Annotated in this window: 9 protein-coding genes; 5 read left to right on the top strand and 4 right to left on the bottom strand. The window is 67.3% G+C overall.

All coding sequences use genetic code 11. The annotated features are described in order from the left end of the window. The first annotated feature begins 5 nt into the window (after positions 1 to 5). From Poly30_RS15320 to Poly30_RS15305, 4 genes are all read left to right on the top strand, one after another. Entirely contained in the window at positions 6 to 1,331 is a 1,326-nt protein-coding gene (locus Poly30_RS15320) for a hypothetical protein (RefSeq protein ID WP_145198788.1), read from the top strand. A 127-nt stretch (positions 1,332 to 1,458) separates the two neighbouring features. Beyond that, positions 1,459 to 2,529 carry a sugar phosphate isomerase/epimerase family protein gene (locus tag Poly30_RS15315; RefSeq protein WP_145198785.1) on the top strand — a complete coding sequence of 357 codons (1,071 nt, stop codon included), beginning with the start codon at positions 1,459 to 1,461 and terminating at the stop codon, positions 2,527 to 2,529. Between the two features lie 80 nt (positions 2,530 to 2,609). Further along, positions 2,610 to 3,917, top strand: coding sequence for an MFS transporter (locus Poly30_RS15310; protein ID WP_145198782.1), 1,308 nt, complete (start codon positions 2,610 to 2,612; stop codon positions 3,915 to 3,917). A gap of 14 nt (positions 3,918 to 3,931) precedes the next feature. Next, complete coding sequence (locus tag Poly30_RS15305; RefSeq protein ID WP_145198779.1) at positions 3,932 to 7,621, top strand: 3-keto-alpha-glucoside-1,2-lyase-like domain-containing protein; 3,690 nt, start codon at positions 3,932 to 3,934, stop codon at positions 7,619 to 7,621. 22 nt (positions 7,622 to 7,643) lie between these two features. On the opposite strand, the gene Poly30_RS15300 is transcribed toward Poly30_RS15305, so the two are convergent. Together Poly30_RS15300 and Poly30_RS15295 are read right to left on the bottom strand one after the other, a co-directional pair. Continuing rightward, a complete protein-coding gene (locus Poly30_RS15300; protein WP_419190222.1) occupies positions 7,644 to 8,903 on the bottom strand; it encodes an NAD(P)-dependent malic enzyme in 1,260 nt (419 codons plus the stop codon). Positions 8,904 to 8,940: 37 nt separating this feature from the next. Then, positions 8,941 to 12,267, bottom strand: coding sequence for an FG-GAP-like repeat-containing protein (locus Poly30_RS15295; RefSeq protein WP_419190221.1), 3,327 nt, complete (start codon positions 12,265 to 12,267; stop codon positions 8,941 to 8,943). A 76-nt stretch (positions 12,268 to 12,343) separates the two neighbouring features. On the opposite strand from Poly30_RS15295, the gene Poly30_RS15290 reads away from it, so the two are divergent. After that, positions 12,344 to 13,036, top strand: coding sequence for a nuclear transport factor 2 family protein (locus Poly30_RS15290; RefSeq protein WP_419190220.1), 693 nt, complete (start codon positions 12,344 to 12,346; stop codon positions 13,034 to 13,036). Positions 13,037 to 13,040: 4 nt separating this feature from the next. Here Poly30_RS15290 and Poly30_RS15285 read toward each other — a convergent pair whose 3' ends face one another. Together Poly30_RS15285 and Poly30_RS15280 are read right to left on the bottom strand one after the other, a co-directional pair. Further along, entirely contained in the window at positions 13,041 to 14,288 is a 1,248-nt protein-coding gene (locus Poly30_RS15285) for a hypothetical protein (protein ID WP_145198773.1), read from the bottom strand. A 260-nt stretch (positions 14,289 to 14,548) separates the two neighbouring features. Then, positions 14,549 to 15,844 (bottom strand): DUF4340 domain-containing protein, encoded by a 1,296-nt coding sequence (locus Poly30_RS15280; RefSeq protein ID WP_145198770.1) that lies wholly within the window; start codon positions 15,842 to 15,844, stop codon positions 14,549 to 14,551. Positions 15,845 to 15,846 lie beyond the last annotated feature (2 nt).

The raw sequence follows: 15,846 nt of genomic DNA, 5'->3' as shown, positions 1-15,846 counted from the left end.
TCCCCATGGTCACACGCTCCTTCGTCCTCCGCTCCGCCTCGCGGCTCTTCGCGAGTTCGATCCTCGTGGCCGCTTCGGTGGCCCAGACCTTCGACTACGCCTTCGATGCTGCCGCCAGCTCGATCACGATCGACACCAACGTGGCGCTGGATCTGACGGGCAGCCTGAAGGGCGTCTTCGACGCCGTATCGAACCCCGGCGGGACGCGGACGGTCCTCGGGGTCTTCGGCGACAACGGGCTGAACAACGAGGTGCCGGTCACCATCACCCTCGGCGTGGACGCGCTGATCGGCGGGGCGGTGGTCGGGACGTTCGAACTCGACTACGAACCCGTGCTCGGTGCGGCCACCGTATCCGGGCTCTTCGCGACCATCGGCGCGGGGGGATCCAGCTCGGCGGACCTGACGGTGACGCTGACCTACGACACCTTCCGGAGTCTCAACCCCAATTCGGTCTACATCGGCGGGTTCCCGCTGACGCTGCCGCTCGGCGCGGCCGCCGTGACCGATGTAGTTCTGACGCAGATCGGGCCGGGCGCTGGCACGGCGGTCCCCGGTGCCGCCGCAGGAAGCATCGATCTCGATGCAGCGGTCACCGCCGAGCTGAGCTTCAACGTCGACCTCTCCGCCCTCGGCGGGACGGGCATCACGCCCGTGGGGCCGCTCCCGATCGTTCTCCCGCTCACCGGAGCGTTCGATCTCGCCGATTGCGGCACGGTGTTCTCCGCGACCTCCAGCAGCGTGCAGTCGCAGTCGCTGCCGAATCCGTTCCCCTTCGACCTCGTCGACCAGGCGCTTCCGCTGCCGACGATTCTGCCGCCGGGCGGCACTGCGGATCTTCTGCTCAACGCGAGCCTCGACGCTCTCCGGCTCGACGGCACCGTCACCGCGTCGCTCGTCGCGAGCGCTGGATCGAGCGGCCGGACCGTGCCCGTTTGCGACGGCAACGTGAACTCCTCGGGTCTTGGTGGAGCGCTTGGCGTCGCAGGCTCCACGAGCGTCACCGCCCAGGATCTCGCCCTCGTGGCCACGAATTTGCCGTCGAACTCCCTCGGCTACATGCTCATGTCAAGGACGGAGGCCCTCGTTCCAGGGTTCGGCGGCAGCCAGGGCACGCTCTGTCTCGGCGGCACGCTCTATCGCTTCTCAGCGAGCGTACAGCAGTCGGGTCCCATGGGGGAGGTCACGTTCGCGCCGGACTTCGGCGCGCTGCCGTCGGGCCAGACGTTCGCGGCCGCGGACTCGTGGAGCTTCCAGTACTGGTTCCGCGACGCGAATCCCGGCCCGACGTCGAACACGACCGGCGCTGTTCGAGTCCTGTTCTGTCGCTAAAATGTGCGTCGGCCGGGTCGACGGCCGGTGTTCTGCGGGCGCCCGGGCGCTACCATGGTCCCTTCCGGCGAGCGAATGGCTCACCGGCTCCTGACCCTGGTGCCCGGCACCGCAACACGACTGTCGCATGACCCGAGCTGTTTGCCTCTTCACCGGCCAGTGGGCCGATCTGCCCCTCGAGAAACTCCTCCCCAAGGTCAAGTCGATGGGCTTCGACGGGGTCGAGCTCGCCTGCTGGGGCGGGCATTTCGACGTCCAGCGTGCGCTGCGTGAGCCCGACTACTGCGCACGGCTCTGGGACCTCTTGAAGCTCCACGGGCTCAGCTGCTACGCCGTCTCCGCGCACCTGGTGGGGCAGGCGGTCGCCGACCGGATCGACTCTCGTCACGAGTCGATTCTGCCGCCCGAGGTCTGGGGCGACGGCAAGCCGGAGGGCGTTCGCCAGCGCGCCGCCCAGGAGATGAAGGACACCGCGCGCGCCGCGCGACTCTTCTTCGACGCCGCGCCGGATGCGATCAAGGCGAAGCTGACACGACCCGGCAAGGCCGTGGTCAACGGCTTCACCGGGTCGCCGATCTGGCATCTGCTCTACTCTTTCCCGCCGGTGCCGCCCGCGATGATCCAGGCGGGCTTCGCCGAATTCGCGAAGCTCTGGAAGCCGATCCTCGACGTCTTCGTGCAGCAGAACGTGCTGTTCGCCCTGGAGGTGCACCCGAGCGAGATCGCGTTCGACATCTCGTCGACCCGCCGCGCGCTGGAGGCGATCGGTCATCACCCGGCGTTCGGCTTCAACTACGACCCGAGTCACTTCGGCTACCAGGGCGTCGACTACCTCGCCTTCCTGGAGGAGTTCGGGGACCGCGTGCACAACTGCCACATGAAGGACGTGTGGTGGTCGGACACCTTGAGGGAAGCGGGCGTGTTCGGCGGCCACACCGAGTTCGGTGACCGCGATCGCTACTGGGACTTCCGGAGCGTCGGGCGCGGCAAGGTGGACTTCGAGGGCATCATCCGCAGGCTCAATCGCCTCGGCTATGGCGGCCCGCTTTCGGTGGAGTGGGAGGATTCAGGCATGGATCGCGAGGCCGGCGCCGCCGAGTCCGCGGCCTTCCTTCGTAAGCTCGACTTCGCGCCGTCGAAGACCGCCTTCGACTCCGCGTTCGCGAAGGACGCCGAGAAGGACGCCGAGAAGGCGTAGGCCCCGACGCCCCAGCGCTCTTACTCCGAATCTCCCCCCAGACGGCCCCCCCCAGACGGCCCCCCCCCAGACGGCCCCCCATGAACGACTCGACTGCAGCACCTCTCCCGACGGGACTCAACGCCCGCCTGTCCTTCATGATGTTCCTGCAGTACGCGATCTGGGGGGCGTGGCTGCCGATTCTCTATCCGTTCTTGACGGGGCATCGTGCGTTCACGCTGGAACAGTTCGGGTGGATCATGTCCGGCAGCGCCGTGGGGGCCATCATCGGACCGTTCCTCGCGGGGCAGATCGCGGATCGCTACTTCAACACGGAGAAGTTCCTCGGGATCAGTCACCTGATCGGTGCAGGGCTCGTCTACAAGCTGAGTACCACCACGGAGTTCAAGACGTTTCTTGCTCTGAGCGTCGTATACGGGCTCGTGTACGCGCCGACCCTGGCGTTGACGAACTCGCTGAGCTTCGCCCACCTGCCGGATCGCGACCGCGATTTCGGTCGCGTGCGACTCTGGGGCACGATCGGCTGGATTGCCGCGGGTATCGCCGTCGGGCAGTGGCTTCTCCTGAAGCACACCCCCGTCGACGTCACCGCCAAGGCGATCGAGGCAGCGCAGGACGCGGGTCGCGCTGATGCGTTCCGCTTGAGCGCGCTGCTGGGAGTCTTCATGGGGCTCTACTGCTTCACGCTGCCGAACACACCGCCGAGCGAGGGCGCGAAGGAGCAAAGCGCGACTGCGGAAGCCCTGGGTGAGATTCGCCGGCAGCCGCTCTTGACCCTGTTCCTCATCGCAGTCCCGGTGAGCTGCATTCACCAGTTCTACTTCGTTTACACATCGCAGTTCCTCTCCGGGTACGGGCAGGACGCAGCCAATACGATCAACAAGATATTCGGCGTCGGCGGCGGTGGGCTCATGACCATTGGCCAGATGAGCGAACTCCTCGTCCTGGCGATCATTCCCTTCCTGGCCAAGTCGCTGTCTCGGAAGTCGCTGCTCGCGATCGGGCTCCTGGCCTATGGAGTGCGCATGGCGCTCTTCGCTTACACGGACTCGCTGGCGACGGTTCTGCTCGGTGTGGCGCTGTACGGCCTGTGCTTCGGGTGCTTCATCTTCGTGGCCTTTATGGTCGTGGATGAGGAAACGACGCCGGATGTTCGGGCCACGGCGCAGAACCTCTTCAATCTGGTCATCATCGGCGTGGGCATCATCCTTGGTTCTTGGATCGCGACCTGGGTCGGGGCCTGGGCCACGCCGGAGAACGAGGCGATGGACTACACGAAGCTCTTCAGCGTCCCCATGTACGCTTCCCTCGCGTGCCTGGCGATCCTTCTCGCGTTCTACCCCTCGCGGTCGCCCAGGCGCGGCGACCTTCCGTCCGCCGCTTCTTGATCTCAGTCCCCGTCATGCCTGGATTTCTCCGGACCCTGTTCGTCACGTGCTCACTCTGCTGGCTGGCCACGGCGGGTATGGCCACGTCGTCCGTTCCCCAGGACTCTGCCGCTGGCTTCCGGAATGCGCTGCGCTCGGCGGAGAACATGGTCTCCGTCAAGCGCTGGGACGACGCCGAAGCGGCGGCCGTTCGGGCTCTGGAGCGCGACGGCAAGAATCCGGCGGCCTGGGACGTTCGCGCCCGTGCCGCAGCCGGCGCGGGCGACGTCGACCTGGAGATCTACTGTCGCCACAAGGAGCTGCGGTTTCTGGTGGCCCAGGGAGCCGCGCGCGCGACGGTCAAGGAGAAGCGCGAGGCGCTGATCGCCCTCGACCCCGTGGCGGCGGAACTCTTCGAGCTCAAGGACAGCTTCGCGCGCAAGTTCACCTCCGTGGCGGAGGCCTACGAGAAAGCGGATCGTCCCCACGGCGCGATCGGTATCTGGAAAGAGGTGCAGGCGCTCGATCCCGATGCGCCGGAAGCGGCGGCCGCGATCGAGCGCATCGCTTCGGCGCCTGACCCGAGCCTGGCGGCGAACGCGAAGCCCAAGGACCTCTTCGAGGACGTCACCGACGAGTGGATCGCCGAGCACGACGCGGAGCACGTCGACTGGAAGAAGGCCGCGAAGCTGACCCGGCCGAACTACCACACCGTGTCGAACGCTGGGTACGAGGTGCTCGTCCGCACCGGTGAGGCGATGGAGCAGATGTCGGCGTTCTACAAGCGCTTCTTTCGCTACGGAGGCCCCGACGACAGCCGCTCCGTCCCGCGCATCACGGTCCACGTGTTCAAGTCGCGCGACGAGTACCTGAAGCTCGGGATCGGTCCTCCGGTCGAGTGGTCAGCGGGGCACTTCACCGGCAGCCACGTGGAGTGCTACGTCGACAAGGGCGGATTCGCCGGCATGGTCGGGACGCTGTTCCACGAGGCGGCCCACCAGTACGTGTCGCTCGCGACGAACGCCCAGGGCTGGCTGAACGAAGGGCTCGCGAGCTTCTTCGAGGGCACGCGTATCCTGCCGAACGGCTCGATCATCATGAACGAGCCCGCTGACCACCGGCTCGGTGCGCTGGCAGGGCGGATGGAGAAAGGGTGGATGGAGCACCCCCAGGACACCGAGGACCCCAACGACCCGAACTCCATTCCAAAGGGCGCGCCCACGTGGTCGATGATCCTGGAGAACGCATACGACTGGGGGCCCGCCTGGTACGCGCCGACCTGGGGTCTCGTGTTCTTCTGCTACAACTTCCAGCACCCGACCGACGGGCGATTCGTCTACCGCGATGCGTTCCTGGACTTCATCAACAAGTCGGGCGGGAAGACCGGTAAAACCGCGATCAAGACGTTCGAGGAGACCGTGCTCGCGAACCCGAAGGCGCCCTACAAGGGCCTCGACGGGGAGCCGCTGAGCGTCAGCTCTGCCTTTCAGCTTCCGAAGAACGTCGCTGAACTGGATCCCGTCTGGAAGAAGTACATTCTGGAGCTCTGGGACGAGCGCTCGGGCAAGGCGGAGACCGCTCGGCCCCTGGCCGAGTGGGCGCGACTCGCGGCCGCCAACGGTGACTTCGAGATCGCCAAGGAGCACTTCGAGAAGGCGGTCGCGAACCGTCCCGAAGACGCGCAGCTCGCGATCGACTTCGCGAGGCTCCTGCACGAGGAGTTCAGCGCCACGGATCGGGCGGCCAAGGTCGTCGACGACGCGCTGACGATGCTCGACGCCCAGGAGGTCCCGGACGAGACGCTGATCGGGGCGGCCGAGCGGCTCCTCGCGGAACTCGACCCGAAGAGGCGCACGCTCACGCGCGCTCGCGAGGAGCTCGCGGAGGCGTCGCGCGCCATCATCGCCAGCTACCGCGAGGCCGGGCGTCCGGCGATGATCCAGGACCTCAGCTGGCGCTTCGCGGCCGAGTTCGGGCTCAATGACCTGTTCGAGGACTACGCCGACGCCGTCGTGGCGCGCGGGGAGGATCTGACGCTCTGGGACCTCGCCTACAACGAGCAGAACCTGGATGGGTGGACCGCGTCCTCCCCGATCTTCCAGCCAGCGAGCACCGTCCTGGAGGTGAAGAACGGCCCGTTCGATCCGAACGACTTCGACTTCAAGTACCTGACGTACGACCGCGTGACCGGTGGCGACATCTCGATGGTCGCCGACGTCCAGGCCGAGCCAGGGAAGTCGGCCTATCTCGGATTTCTCTTCGGCGTCAAGGGCAACGACGCCTTCCACGCCGCGCTCTACTACCCGGCTCGGAAGGGCGCCGAGGGCACGGCCAGCTCCGGCTACCTCGACGTGATGTCGAGCTTCGGGGGCGGCGTGAACAAGCCCTGGCGTCACGTGCCGATCGCCGTGCGTGAGGTCCAGCCGGGCGAGTCCTCCACGGGCGAATGGCACGAGATGCGCCTCGACGTCACGGGTCGCGTCGTCGACGTCTGGTGGGACGGCATGATGGTCGCGAGCCATGAGTTTCCCTCGCGCGACATCCTGCTGGGTTCGTTCGGGATCATCGCCGGCACGGGTCAGGCAAAGTACCGCAACGTCCGCTTCAAGAGCCGCGACGCCATGAGTCCCGCGGGGCGGATCGAGCGCAGGATGCGGCTGGAGCAGGCGGGCCTTGACGCGGGGTCGCCCGTGGACGGAAGCTTCCAGGGCGTCGTGCCGCCGTTCCCGAAGATCAAGCGCTGGGCCCAGGGCACGCGCAACACGTTCACGGAGATCGGGGAGAGGCCGCAGCTCCTCGTGCTGTGGTCGATCGCCCAGAACAACCTCGTGCCCATCGATGGGTGGCTCAACAGCTTCGCCAAGAACTGGGAGTCCGTCGGGCTCGAGGTGATCTCGGTCGTGGCGGCCGAGGACGACGAGGCCGTGGATGCGTACCTGGCCGAGCATCCTTTCCCCGGCGCGGTGGGCGTGGACCACCGCCCGCCGAACGTCTACGGAGTCGGCGAGACGTTCGACGCCTACTCGATCCTGCGCTTCAATCTGCCGCGGGTCATTCTGATCGGTGTCGACGGCAGGGTCGTCTGGGAAGGCGACCCGGGGTTCTCTTCGAACGCATTGCCCGCGCCGCCCTACGAGAGCTACGTCGACGTTCCGATGGAGGATCTGGTGGGCCGGGGCAAGCTCCTGGAAGTCGCGGAGTGGCGCAAGTCCTGGGAGAGCTCCGGTGCCAGGGCGCTACGGCTCGGCGATCTCGAGGCCGCACTTCCGCTGCTGCGAGCGGCCGCCGAATTTGGCGAGGTGCCATTCACCGAGGTCCGGCGCGCGGCCGCCAAGCTCACCGCGCTCGAAGCCGCCATGGACGATCCGAGCGGGATCCTCGCCGCGGTGGAAGCGGTCGAGGCCGGCCCCTGCCTTCGTGTCCTGAGGGACTGGTCGAAGGTGGCCGACCTGCCGCTGCCGAAGTCCATGACGAAGGAGATCTCGGCGGCCGTGAAGCTCGGCGACAAGGACTGGAAAGCGGCGGTGAAGGAGGCTTCGCGGGCGGCCAAATCGAAGAAGAGCGAGGCCGAGGCGATCGCTGAACTCGTGACGGAACTCGAAGGCCTGGAGGGCGGTCTCGTGCGAGCGCTGCTCCAGGACGTGCGCGATCTCGGCCTCGAGGCTGCTCGCTCGGCCGAGTCGCTGCCCGCAGGCTATCTCGCGACCAGCATCTTCGGCTGGTAGCGTTCGTTCAGGGGCATCTTCCTCAGCCCGGGTGCCGTTCCCATGCGTCACGCACGGCGGCGGCCACGGCTTCCGCGACGCCCTCCTCGAACGGCCCCGGCAGCACGCGCGACGGCGTCGGCTCACCCACGAACTCGGCGAGGGCTTTCGCAGCGGCGAGCTTCATCTCCTGGGTGATGCTCGTGGCGCCAGCGTCGATCGCGCCCCGGAACACGCCGGGGAACGCGAGCACGTTGTTGACCTGATTGGGGTAGTCGCTCCGGCCTGTGCCCACGACGATCGCACCAGCTGCGAGCGCCACGTCCGGGTCGATCTCGGGCGTCGGATTCGCCATGGGGAACAGAATCGGATGGGGGGCCATGCGGCGGACATCATCGGCGTCGAGGAGCCCGCCCTGACTGACGCCGATGAAGACGTCCGCTCCCTCCAGGACCTCGTGAACCGTGCCCTCGCGATGGCGCAGGTTCGTGAAGGCGAGCAGATCGCGCTTCTCCTTGATGAGCCCCTTTCGATCGCGGTGGATGGCGCCCTTCGAGTCACAGAGGATGACCTCCTGGACCGGCTGGCACACCTCGGACGAAAAGCTGACGCAGCGCAGGAGCTTGGCGATGGCGGTCCCGGCAGCGCCAGCGCCGGCGATCACGACGCGAAGGTCCCCGAGCTCCTTCCCTGCCAGCTTCGCGGCGCCCATCAGTGCAGCCAGCAGGACGATGGCCGTCCCGTGCTGGTCGTCGTGCATCACCGGAATCCCCAGGTCCTGGAGACGATCCTCGACCTCGAAGCACTCCGGTGCGGCGATGTCTTCCAGGTTGATGCCCGCGAAGCCGGGCGCGATGGCGCGAACGGCATCGACGATCTCGTCCGAAGATTCGGCGTGGAGGCAGATCGGCCAGGCGTCCAGGCCCGCGAAGCGCCGGAAGAGCGCGGCCTTGCCCTCCATCACGGGCATCGCAGCGGCCGGGCCGATCCTTCCGAGTCCGAGCACGGCGCTTCCGTCCGTGACGACCGCGATCGCGCGGCCCGCGATCGAGAGGTTCCGGAGTTCCTTCGGGTCCGCTTCGATGGCGCGGCAGGCAGCGGCGACGCCGGGGCTGTACGCGAGGCTGAGATCATCCCTGGTCTCGAGTGGCGCGCGCAGTGAGATCTCGATCTTGCCCTGGTGGGCGCGGTGCAGATCGATCGCCCTGCGGTGAAGAGCTTCGTCCTTCAGCAGCGGGGAAGGGACGTTTCTCGAGACCAACCTGTGGGTCGCCATACCGCTCGCATCCTGGGGGGGCTTCATACCGGGCAGTATCGTCGAGTCGGCGGGGTGGCGCGAGCTACTTCTGGCTCGTCCGGGGGCGCGACAGGAGCTGCAGCGTCAGATTGAGCGCGTCGCGCGCCTCCTGATTCCGCGGAGCCAGCTGCAGGGCGCGCTCGAAGCGACTTCTCGCCGCCAAGAGATCCCCTGCTCGCGCCTCGACCTTGCCGATCAGCGTCAGCATGTCGGCGTCGTCCGGGTGAGTCTTCATCCAGATTGCGGCGTACTCTTCCGCTAGCTCGACGGCGCCTGCGCTGCCCGCGTTCTCGACGAGCGAGCCGACGACACGGTCCGTGTTTCCCTCGAGTCGCTGGACTTCGAGAAGTGAGCGGATCGCCTCTTCGAAGCGGCCTGCGGCGGCGTGGCTGGCGGCGAGATTGAAGTGACCGAGGGCGTAGTCGGGGTCGAGTTCGACGGAGCGGCGGTACGCGGTCTCGGCAAGATCCATGCGGCCGAGGTAGACGTGGGCGCGAGCGATTCCCTCGAACGCCGGCGCGTCCGTGACGCCGAGGTCGCCGCGCCCTTCCACAGCGCGCCCGAAGATGGCGAGCGCGTCGCGATAGCGAGACTCAGCGAGTGCGAATCTTCCGTGCTCGATCAGAATCGAAGGAGCCGAGCGTTCTGCGGTGCCGAGTTCCAGGAACGCGGCGATCGCAACTTCGTCGCCGGTGCCGCGGAACCAGCGGAGTACGTCGCCGTCGCTGTCGATGACCGCCGTGGCCGCAGGCGACGGGTCGCTGCCTTCCGTCGCTCCTCTGCGGACGGCGACCGCTCGCGGACCCGTTCCTCCCTTCGTCCTCCTCAGGGCTCGCGTCGTCTGCTCGAGTTCCTGGGACCAAGTGGATGGAATCGCGAGGGCCCCGGACGCCCAGCGCGGCACCGCTGCCGCCGCGACCATCGACGCTTGCGCTGGTCCTGAAGAGGTGCGAGTGATCGTCACGAGCTGACCGGTGGGGATGCCCTCCAGCGTCTCCTCGTGGCCGTCGACCCAGCGAATCCGCATTCGATCGATCGCCGTGGCGCCGTCGGGTAGCGAGATGTGAAGGTCGGGCGAGACCTGGCTCTGGAATCCTTCGACGAGCGCGACGTGTCGCGCGAGCGTGTCCTCGCCTGCGGTCAGGTACACGCGTGCGCCGAGCGCGGGCTGGCCGCTTCCGTCGAGCAACCTGAGACGTACCCAGCTGGCGACCGGAGCGGAGACGTTCTCCCGGAACTCGAGGCCACCGAGCGTGAGGATGGCGAGGTCGAGATCACCGTCGCCGTCGGCGTCGAGCGGGGCGATCGCGCGGCCATCGTGGGAGTCGTCGAAGCCGAGGCAGTAGCCCCCGTCGACCCAGGGCCGATCCGGATCGGTCCCGCCGGTGCGAACGAAGAGCCGGTCGCGCTCGTGACCGTTGAAGGAACCCTGGAAGCGGACCTTCGTGTTCACATCGGCGGTTCGCTCGCCGCGCTCGAGCCGCGCTGCGTCGTCGAGCACCTGGCGCCAGTAGTACGTCTGCCAGTCGCCGAGCGACGCGTCCTGGTGCGAGGCGAAGCCGTTCGTCACGAGAATCTCCTGGGCGCCGTCGCCGTCGACATCGACGAACTGGCAGCCCCAGGCCCATTCGCCCTCGTGGACGCCGAGGGTCTGGGCGCGCTCTCGCCAGAGGGTCTCGGTCGGTGGCGGTTCGGTCGCGCCGGACGCAGGAGGCTGGCTGAAGAAGCGGTTGCCGCGGGCGATCGTGTCGACGCGGCTGCGCATGTGGTCGCTCAAGTCCGCGGCGTGCGGCACCATGCGCATGCCCTCCTCGGACGACATGTTGGAGACGTAGAGGTCCCACGCTCCGTCGGCTTCCAGGTCGGCGAGAGCGGCGCCCATCGTGTAAGCGCTCACGCCGCCGAGGCCCATCGTCTCGTCGTCCACGAACTGTCCGCCTTCGTTCCTCCAGAGATGGTTGGGCCCAAAATCGTTGCCTTCGAAGAGGTCGAAGTCGCCGTCGTGATCGGCGTCGAAGCTCAGGGCGACGTAGGTGTAGCCGGTTCCATGGATGCCTCGCGCGTCGCTCTCCTCGGTGAACGTCAGATTGCCTTGATTGATGAGCAGGTAGTTGTCGGCGCCGTCGTGGGCCTCGACGGAGTTGTAGTGCTCGCCGCGGGAGGCAGCGTTGCCGTAGACCGCGAAGAAGAGGTCGAGGTCGCCGTCACCTTCGACGTCCAGGGGGGCGACCGTCTGGACGGCGAGTCGGCGCATACCGACGGCATTCGGGAGGGGGAAGGCGCGAGGAAGGTGGCGCCAAGGGCCTGGTTCGCCGCCGGGTGTTTCGGCGGTGCGGGTCCAGAGTCCTGCGTAGGCGAGTGGGCCGTCGAAGCGACTGACCTGGGAGGAGACGAGTTCGTCGAGCCCGTCGCCGTCGAGATCCACGGTGAGCAGGAATGCGGGGTGATCGGTCGCGTCCTCGATCGGAAGGGGCAGCGGGACGAAGCCCGAGTCACCGTCGTTCAGGAAAACGAGCGATGTCTCCCCGGAACGAGTCGCGATGAGGTCCGGTCGTTCGTCTCCGTTGAAGTCGACGACACCGAGCCCGCCGAGGGCGAGCGTGAGGTGTCGGTCGATGAAGCTCTGGATGATCTTGCGGTTTTCGGCCGAGGTCCCGAGGTGAAGACCCACGGACGCGGTGCGGTCGACGAAGAGCGGAGTGGCCGGACCGACGAGGCGGAGGCCGGAGCCGAGGGCGTTCGCGGGGTAGTCACGTCTGGGAGCGGTGGTGGGCAAGAACGTGGCCAGGCGCCACCCGAGAGCCTCTTTTCTGACCTCGATCTCGGCGAAGATCGTCAGGTCCACGCGCGCTCCAGGGTGGTCATGATCCGCCGCGGCTAGACCGGCCCAGCGAAGGCGGGCTACGGCGGTGGCTCGGTCCTTGGAAGGCGCTAGCTCGAAGCGAAAGAGCTCCGTTTCTACCCGCTCGGCGGAAGAGAGGGGGTTGAGGGCGTCGAGAGCCGCGAGGAATTCCTGAGTGGAACTGGATGGTCCGGCGGCTGGCTGAAGCCAGCGAATCGAGAGCGGGCCGGCGGTGCCCTCCGGGCCGAGTTCCGGGCTGATGCCGCGGAAGCCGGCCTCCACGAGGCAGGCCGCGGCGTCCTCGAGCGCGCGGCCTGCGAGAGGGCGCGTGAAGGCTTCGGCGAGGGTCCGCTCGATTGCGGTGGCTGCGGCCTCCGAGGCGACCAGATCGGTCTCCGGGGCGGAGGGTACCTCGATCGCCAGCTCCGTCGAGCTCTCGGGATCCCGTGGGGTCGCATGGTCCGAGCAGGCTCCGAGGGCGAGAAGCAAGAGGAAGGCTACGCGAGGGCCGGATCGTTGGGTGGTCACGGGGGAGAGTCTATCAGGTCCATCCGCCGCAGGAACTTGCGACGAGATCGGGCGGTGGGTGCCTACACTCGTGCGCATGTGGTTCCATCGAGACATGGGGAAGGGGCGCTCTGGGAGCGCGGGGCTGGTACTCGTTCTCATGGCGACGTCCGGTTGCCTCGCGCCCGCGGAAGTGGTCACTCAGCCGGCGCCACCGCTCCTCGAAGGGCGCGCCGGAAGAGCCGAGGACGATGTGTCGCGGGAGAACTCCGATGGGGACGCGAAGGCTGCGGCGCTCGAAGCGGCGCGCGCAGCTGCGGGGGGGGCGCCGGAAGCGCTCGCCGAGGAAGCGACCCCTGGGCCTTCGGACGAGCGACTGAAGGCCGAAGCGCAGAGGGTGCTGGACGACTGGCACAGGGCGGCGGCGCTTGGTGACGATCGCCGCTACCTGGACCACTTCGCGCTCGACGCCGTGTTCATGGGGCCGGACCCGGATGAGCGCTGGGATCTCGCGACCTTCTCGAGCTATGTCCGGGAGGCCTTCGCTCGGAAGGAGAACTGGTCGAACGAACCCGTCGATCGACACCTGATCTTCGGGCCGCACATGGATGTGGCCTGGTTCGATGAGAAGCTCGATAGCGGCGGCTACGACGCCGTCCGCGGCACGGGAGTCCTCCGGCGGGAGGACGATACCTGGAGGATCGTGTACTACAGCATGACGTACACGATCCCCTTCGAGATCGGCCCCCAGGTGGTCCAGTCGGTGAAGGCGCTGCTGGGATCCCGGTAGCGCGTCAGGCGGCGCTCGCTCCGGCGTCCGAGTCGGCGCTATGTCGACTGCGCCACCAGAGATAGAGCGTCTGCAGGATGCCGGCGGCGACGAAGGACATGAGGGTCCAGCTGAGGCCGTTCAACCCGAGGTCATCGGCGTACGCGATGCCGAGGCGCAGGGCGACGAAGGCGATGACGAAGTAGAGGAGGACCGCCTCCGTGATGCCGCGGGTCTCCTGGCGATGCACGAGGAGTCCCTGGAACCAGCTCTGGGCGACCTGGTAGGCGGGCATGAGGACGCAGATTCCGACTCCGACCCGTGCCACCGGAATCAATTCCCCAGGGATGCTCTGGATCGTGCCGAACCAGAAGTCGGCGAGCGGCGTGGCCCACACGAGGAGGATGATCGAGGAGGTGACCGTGGCGAGGCCGGCCCCGAAGCGGAGCAGGGCCCGGCGACCGCCGCGGATGGCGACGAGGGTGACGACGACCTCATTGAAGGCCATGCCAACGCTGCGCATCGTGAACACGAGAGCGTGCACCGGGCCCCAGGCCGCGACGGCGTCGAGCGACTGCGGCATCCGGTTCATGGACGCGGATCCGAGCGGCTGAATGAGCAGCGTGATGAGCGGCGTGAGCGCCAGGGGTCCGTAGAAGCGGGCGAAGCTGCCGGGCCGGATCTCCTCACCGGGCGGAGCCTTCCGAAGCTCGGGGTAGATCTCTCGCACGCGCCATCCGGCGAACAGCGCCTCGGCGCTGACCCCCGCGGCCACGCCACATCCAGCGATGGTGGCACCGCCGAAATCCGACACGAACATGAGCGTCAAGAGCACACCTCCGGTGACGATCAGTCGAAGCAGGGTGCCTTGCCCGACGACGCCGCTACGCTCGAACCGGATGAGCGCTCCTTGCTGGGCTCTCCGATACCCGATGGCGTAGGTCCACGGCAGCATGATCATGAGCCCGATCCGTGCGGGCTCGATGACGCTCGGATCGGACCCGAGGACGTCGATTGCGACCACGTCGTAGAGCGGGGTAAAGGCAATCGCCGCGTGTACGAGGGTCAGCCCAACCCCCATGAGGTGGCCGTACCTCATCACCTTGCGATAGCGCTCCCATGAGCTCGAGAGCCGCGTCGCCGCGGCGAGCATCATGATGATGGGCCCTTCCACCGCGAGGCTGACGGGAAAGACGACGGAGTTCCATGCGGCGAGGTGCAGCTTGGGATCGTCGAGCCGAGAAACCGTGGCGATTACGAGCGTCGGCTCCATGGCCATGAGAATCCAGCTGGCCGCCAGGGGCCACCAAAGCCGAAAGACGCGCCAACCATCCACCTCACCCGTACCCAGCTCCCCATCGTGCCCCATGCGGCGAGGAGCGTGCCGCCCGACGCCTCACAACGCAACCCCCGCCCGCCCGCAAGCGAAACAAACGGACCAGGTGCATCCATTCCGGAACAAACGGACCAGGTGCACTTGTTCCGGAATGGATGCACCTGGTCCGTTTGTTTCGCTTGCGGGCGGGGAGGCGATCAGTCGTTCTTGTCGTCGAGGATCGTCGTCGGGTCTTCTGCCGCTGGCTTCAGGGCGTCCGGGAGTTCCGGTACGGGGATTTCTTCGAAGAGCGCGTCGGGCTTCAGGCGGAACGCCGAGGATTTCCAGCTCGGGAGGGCGTAGGCCCAGCCCTTCGTTTTTGCCTGGAGTTTGGCGAGTTCCTTCGCTTGCTCTGCAGCGGTAGGGCCCTCCTTCTCCGGCTCCGGGGCGTCTTCCTCGGTGGAGGTTGCGTCGCCCTCGGGCTCCTCCGGGTTCGGATCGGCTTCTTGCTCTGGCATTGAGGGCTTGCTCGCCTCGTCTGCCATCTGGAACTCGAAGCGCGCCCAGACCTTCGACTGACCAGGGAGGGGGTTGCCCTCCTCGTCCAGCTTCGCGTCCTCGTTCGGGATCTCGACGGTCTCCACCTTCGCCATCAGGCCATGCTCGGTGAAGAATTCGGCCGTCGTGATCTCCGAGGCTTCCCAGTCGACCTGGTCCTCCTTCTTCACGTCATCGAAGCGCAGGCGGGCGAGAGCGTCGAGGAACGGGCGCGTTCCGTTCAGCTTCTTCGCCTGCATTCCCTCGGGGACACCCAGGGGCTGCATCTCCGCGTCCGACATCTCCGCGCGCGCCGCCTCGACGGTCGTGCCGTCCGGATGGATCACGCGGGCCGCCTGGATTCGGTCGCGACCGATATCCAGGAACTGCTGCTCGATCCAGCCGACGGGACGCGCGTCGATACGCAGTTCGCCCGTCGCCAGGAGCGCCGGGCCGTCGCCCGCAGGGTGCAGGTAGTACTGCTGCCCCGGCTGGACGTTCGGGTTCGCCGCCGGAGCGGCCCCGCCCTTGGCGAAGCGCTGGTCTCCGATCAGGAGAGCCGCGATCGTCTCGCCCTTGTCGTCCTTCAGCGTGACGCGCTTCGAGGTCGAGTCGGCGACCGTTATATCATCGAGACCCAGCCTGTCGAAGCGCTCCTTGTTGGCGGTCTTCTCCTCGACGACCCGCGCCTCGCGCAGCGCCAGGATCAGCTCGCGAACCTTGGTCGCGTTCGCCTCGTAGCCGTTCTTCTCGGCCAGCATCCAGCCCTCCGAGCCGCGCTCCAGCGTGAGCGAGCCATCTTTCGACTCGATCAACACCGAGGTCACGTCGTTGACGCGGTCCTGGAGAACCGGGAGCACCGGCTCGTCCGCCATCGTCGCCGCTGTCTCGCGGCTCCGCAGCTTCGAAGCTGCGAAGGCACCGACAGCCACTACCACCGTGGCACCGGCCAGGAACTTGATCGTGCTTTGCTTCATGA

The organism is Saltatorellus ferox (assembly GCA_007751475.1).
GTDB lineage: Bacteria > Planctomycetota > UBA1135 > UBA1135.
Note: the sequence above shows the minus strand (reverse complement) of the source record. Positions and strands in the feature narration are given on the sequence as shown.

Excerpts from the sequence above, each read along its gene's own strand:
- Poly30_RS15315 (WP_145198785.1), top strand. The coding sequence starts at position 1,459 with ATGACCCGAGCTGTTTGCCTCTTCACCGGCCAGTGGGCCGATCTGCCC.
- Poly30_RS15290 (WP_419190220.1), top strand. The coding sequence starts at position 12,344 with ATGTGGTTCCATCGAGACATGGGGAAGGGGCGCTCTGGGAGCGCGGGG.
- Poly30_RS15285 (WP_145198773.1), bottom strand. The coding sequence starts at position 14,288 with ATGGAGCCGACGCTCGTAATCGCCACGGTTTCTCGGCTCGACGATCCC.
- Poly30_RS15280 (WP_145198770.1), bottom strand. The coding sequence starts at position 15,844 with ATGAAGCAAAGCACGATCAAGTTCCTGGCCGGTGCCACGGTGGTAGTG.
- Poly30_RS15310 (WP_145198782.1), top strand. The coding sequence starts at position 2,610 with ATGAACGACTCGACTGCAGCACCTCTCCCGACGGGACTCAACGCCCGC.
- Poly30_RS15320 (WP_145198788.1), top strand. The coding sequence starts at position 6 with ATGGTCACACGCTCCTTCGTCCTCCGCTCCGCCTCGCGGCTCTTCGCG.
- Poly30_RS15300 (WP_419190222.1), bottom strand. The coding sequence starts at position 8,903 with ATGAAGCCCCCCCAGGATGCGAGCGGTATGGCGACCCACAGGTTGGTC.
- Poly30_RS15305 (WP_145198779.1), top strand. The coding sequence starts at position 3,932 with ATGCCTGGATTTCTCCGGACCCTGTTCGTCACGTGCTCACTCTGCTGG.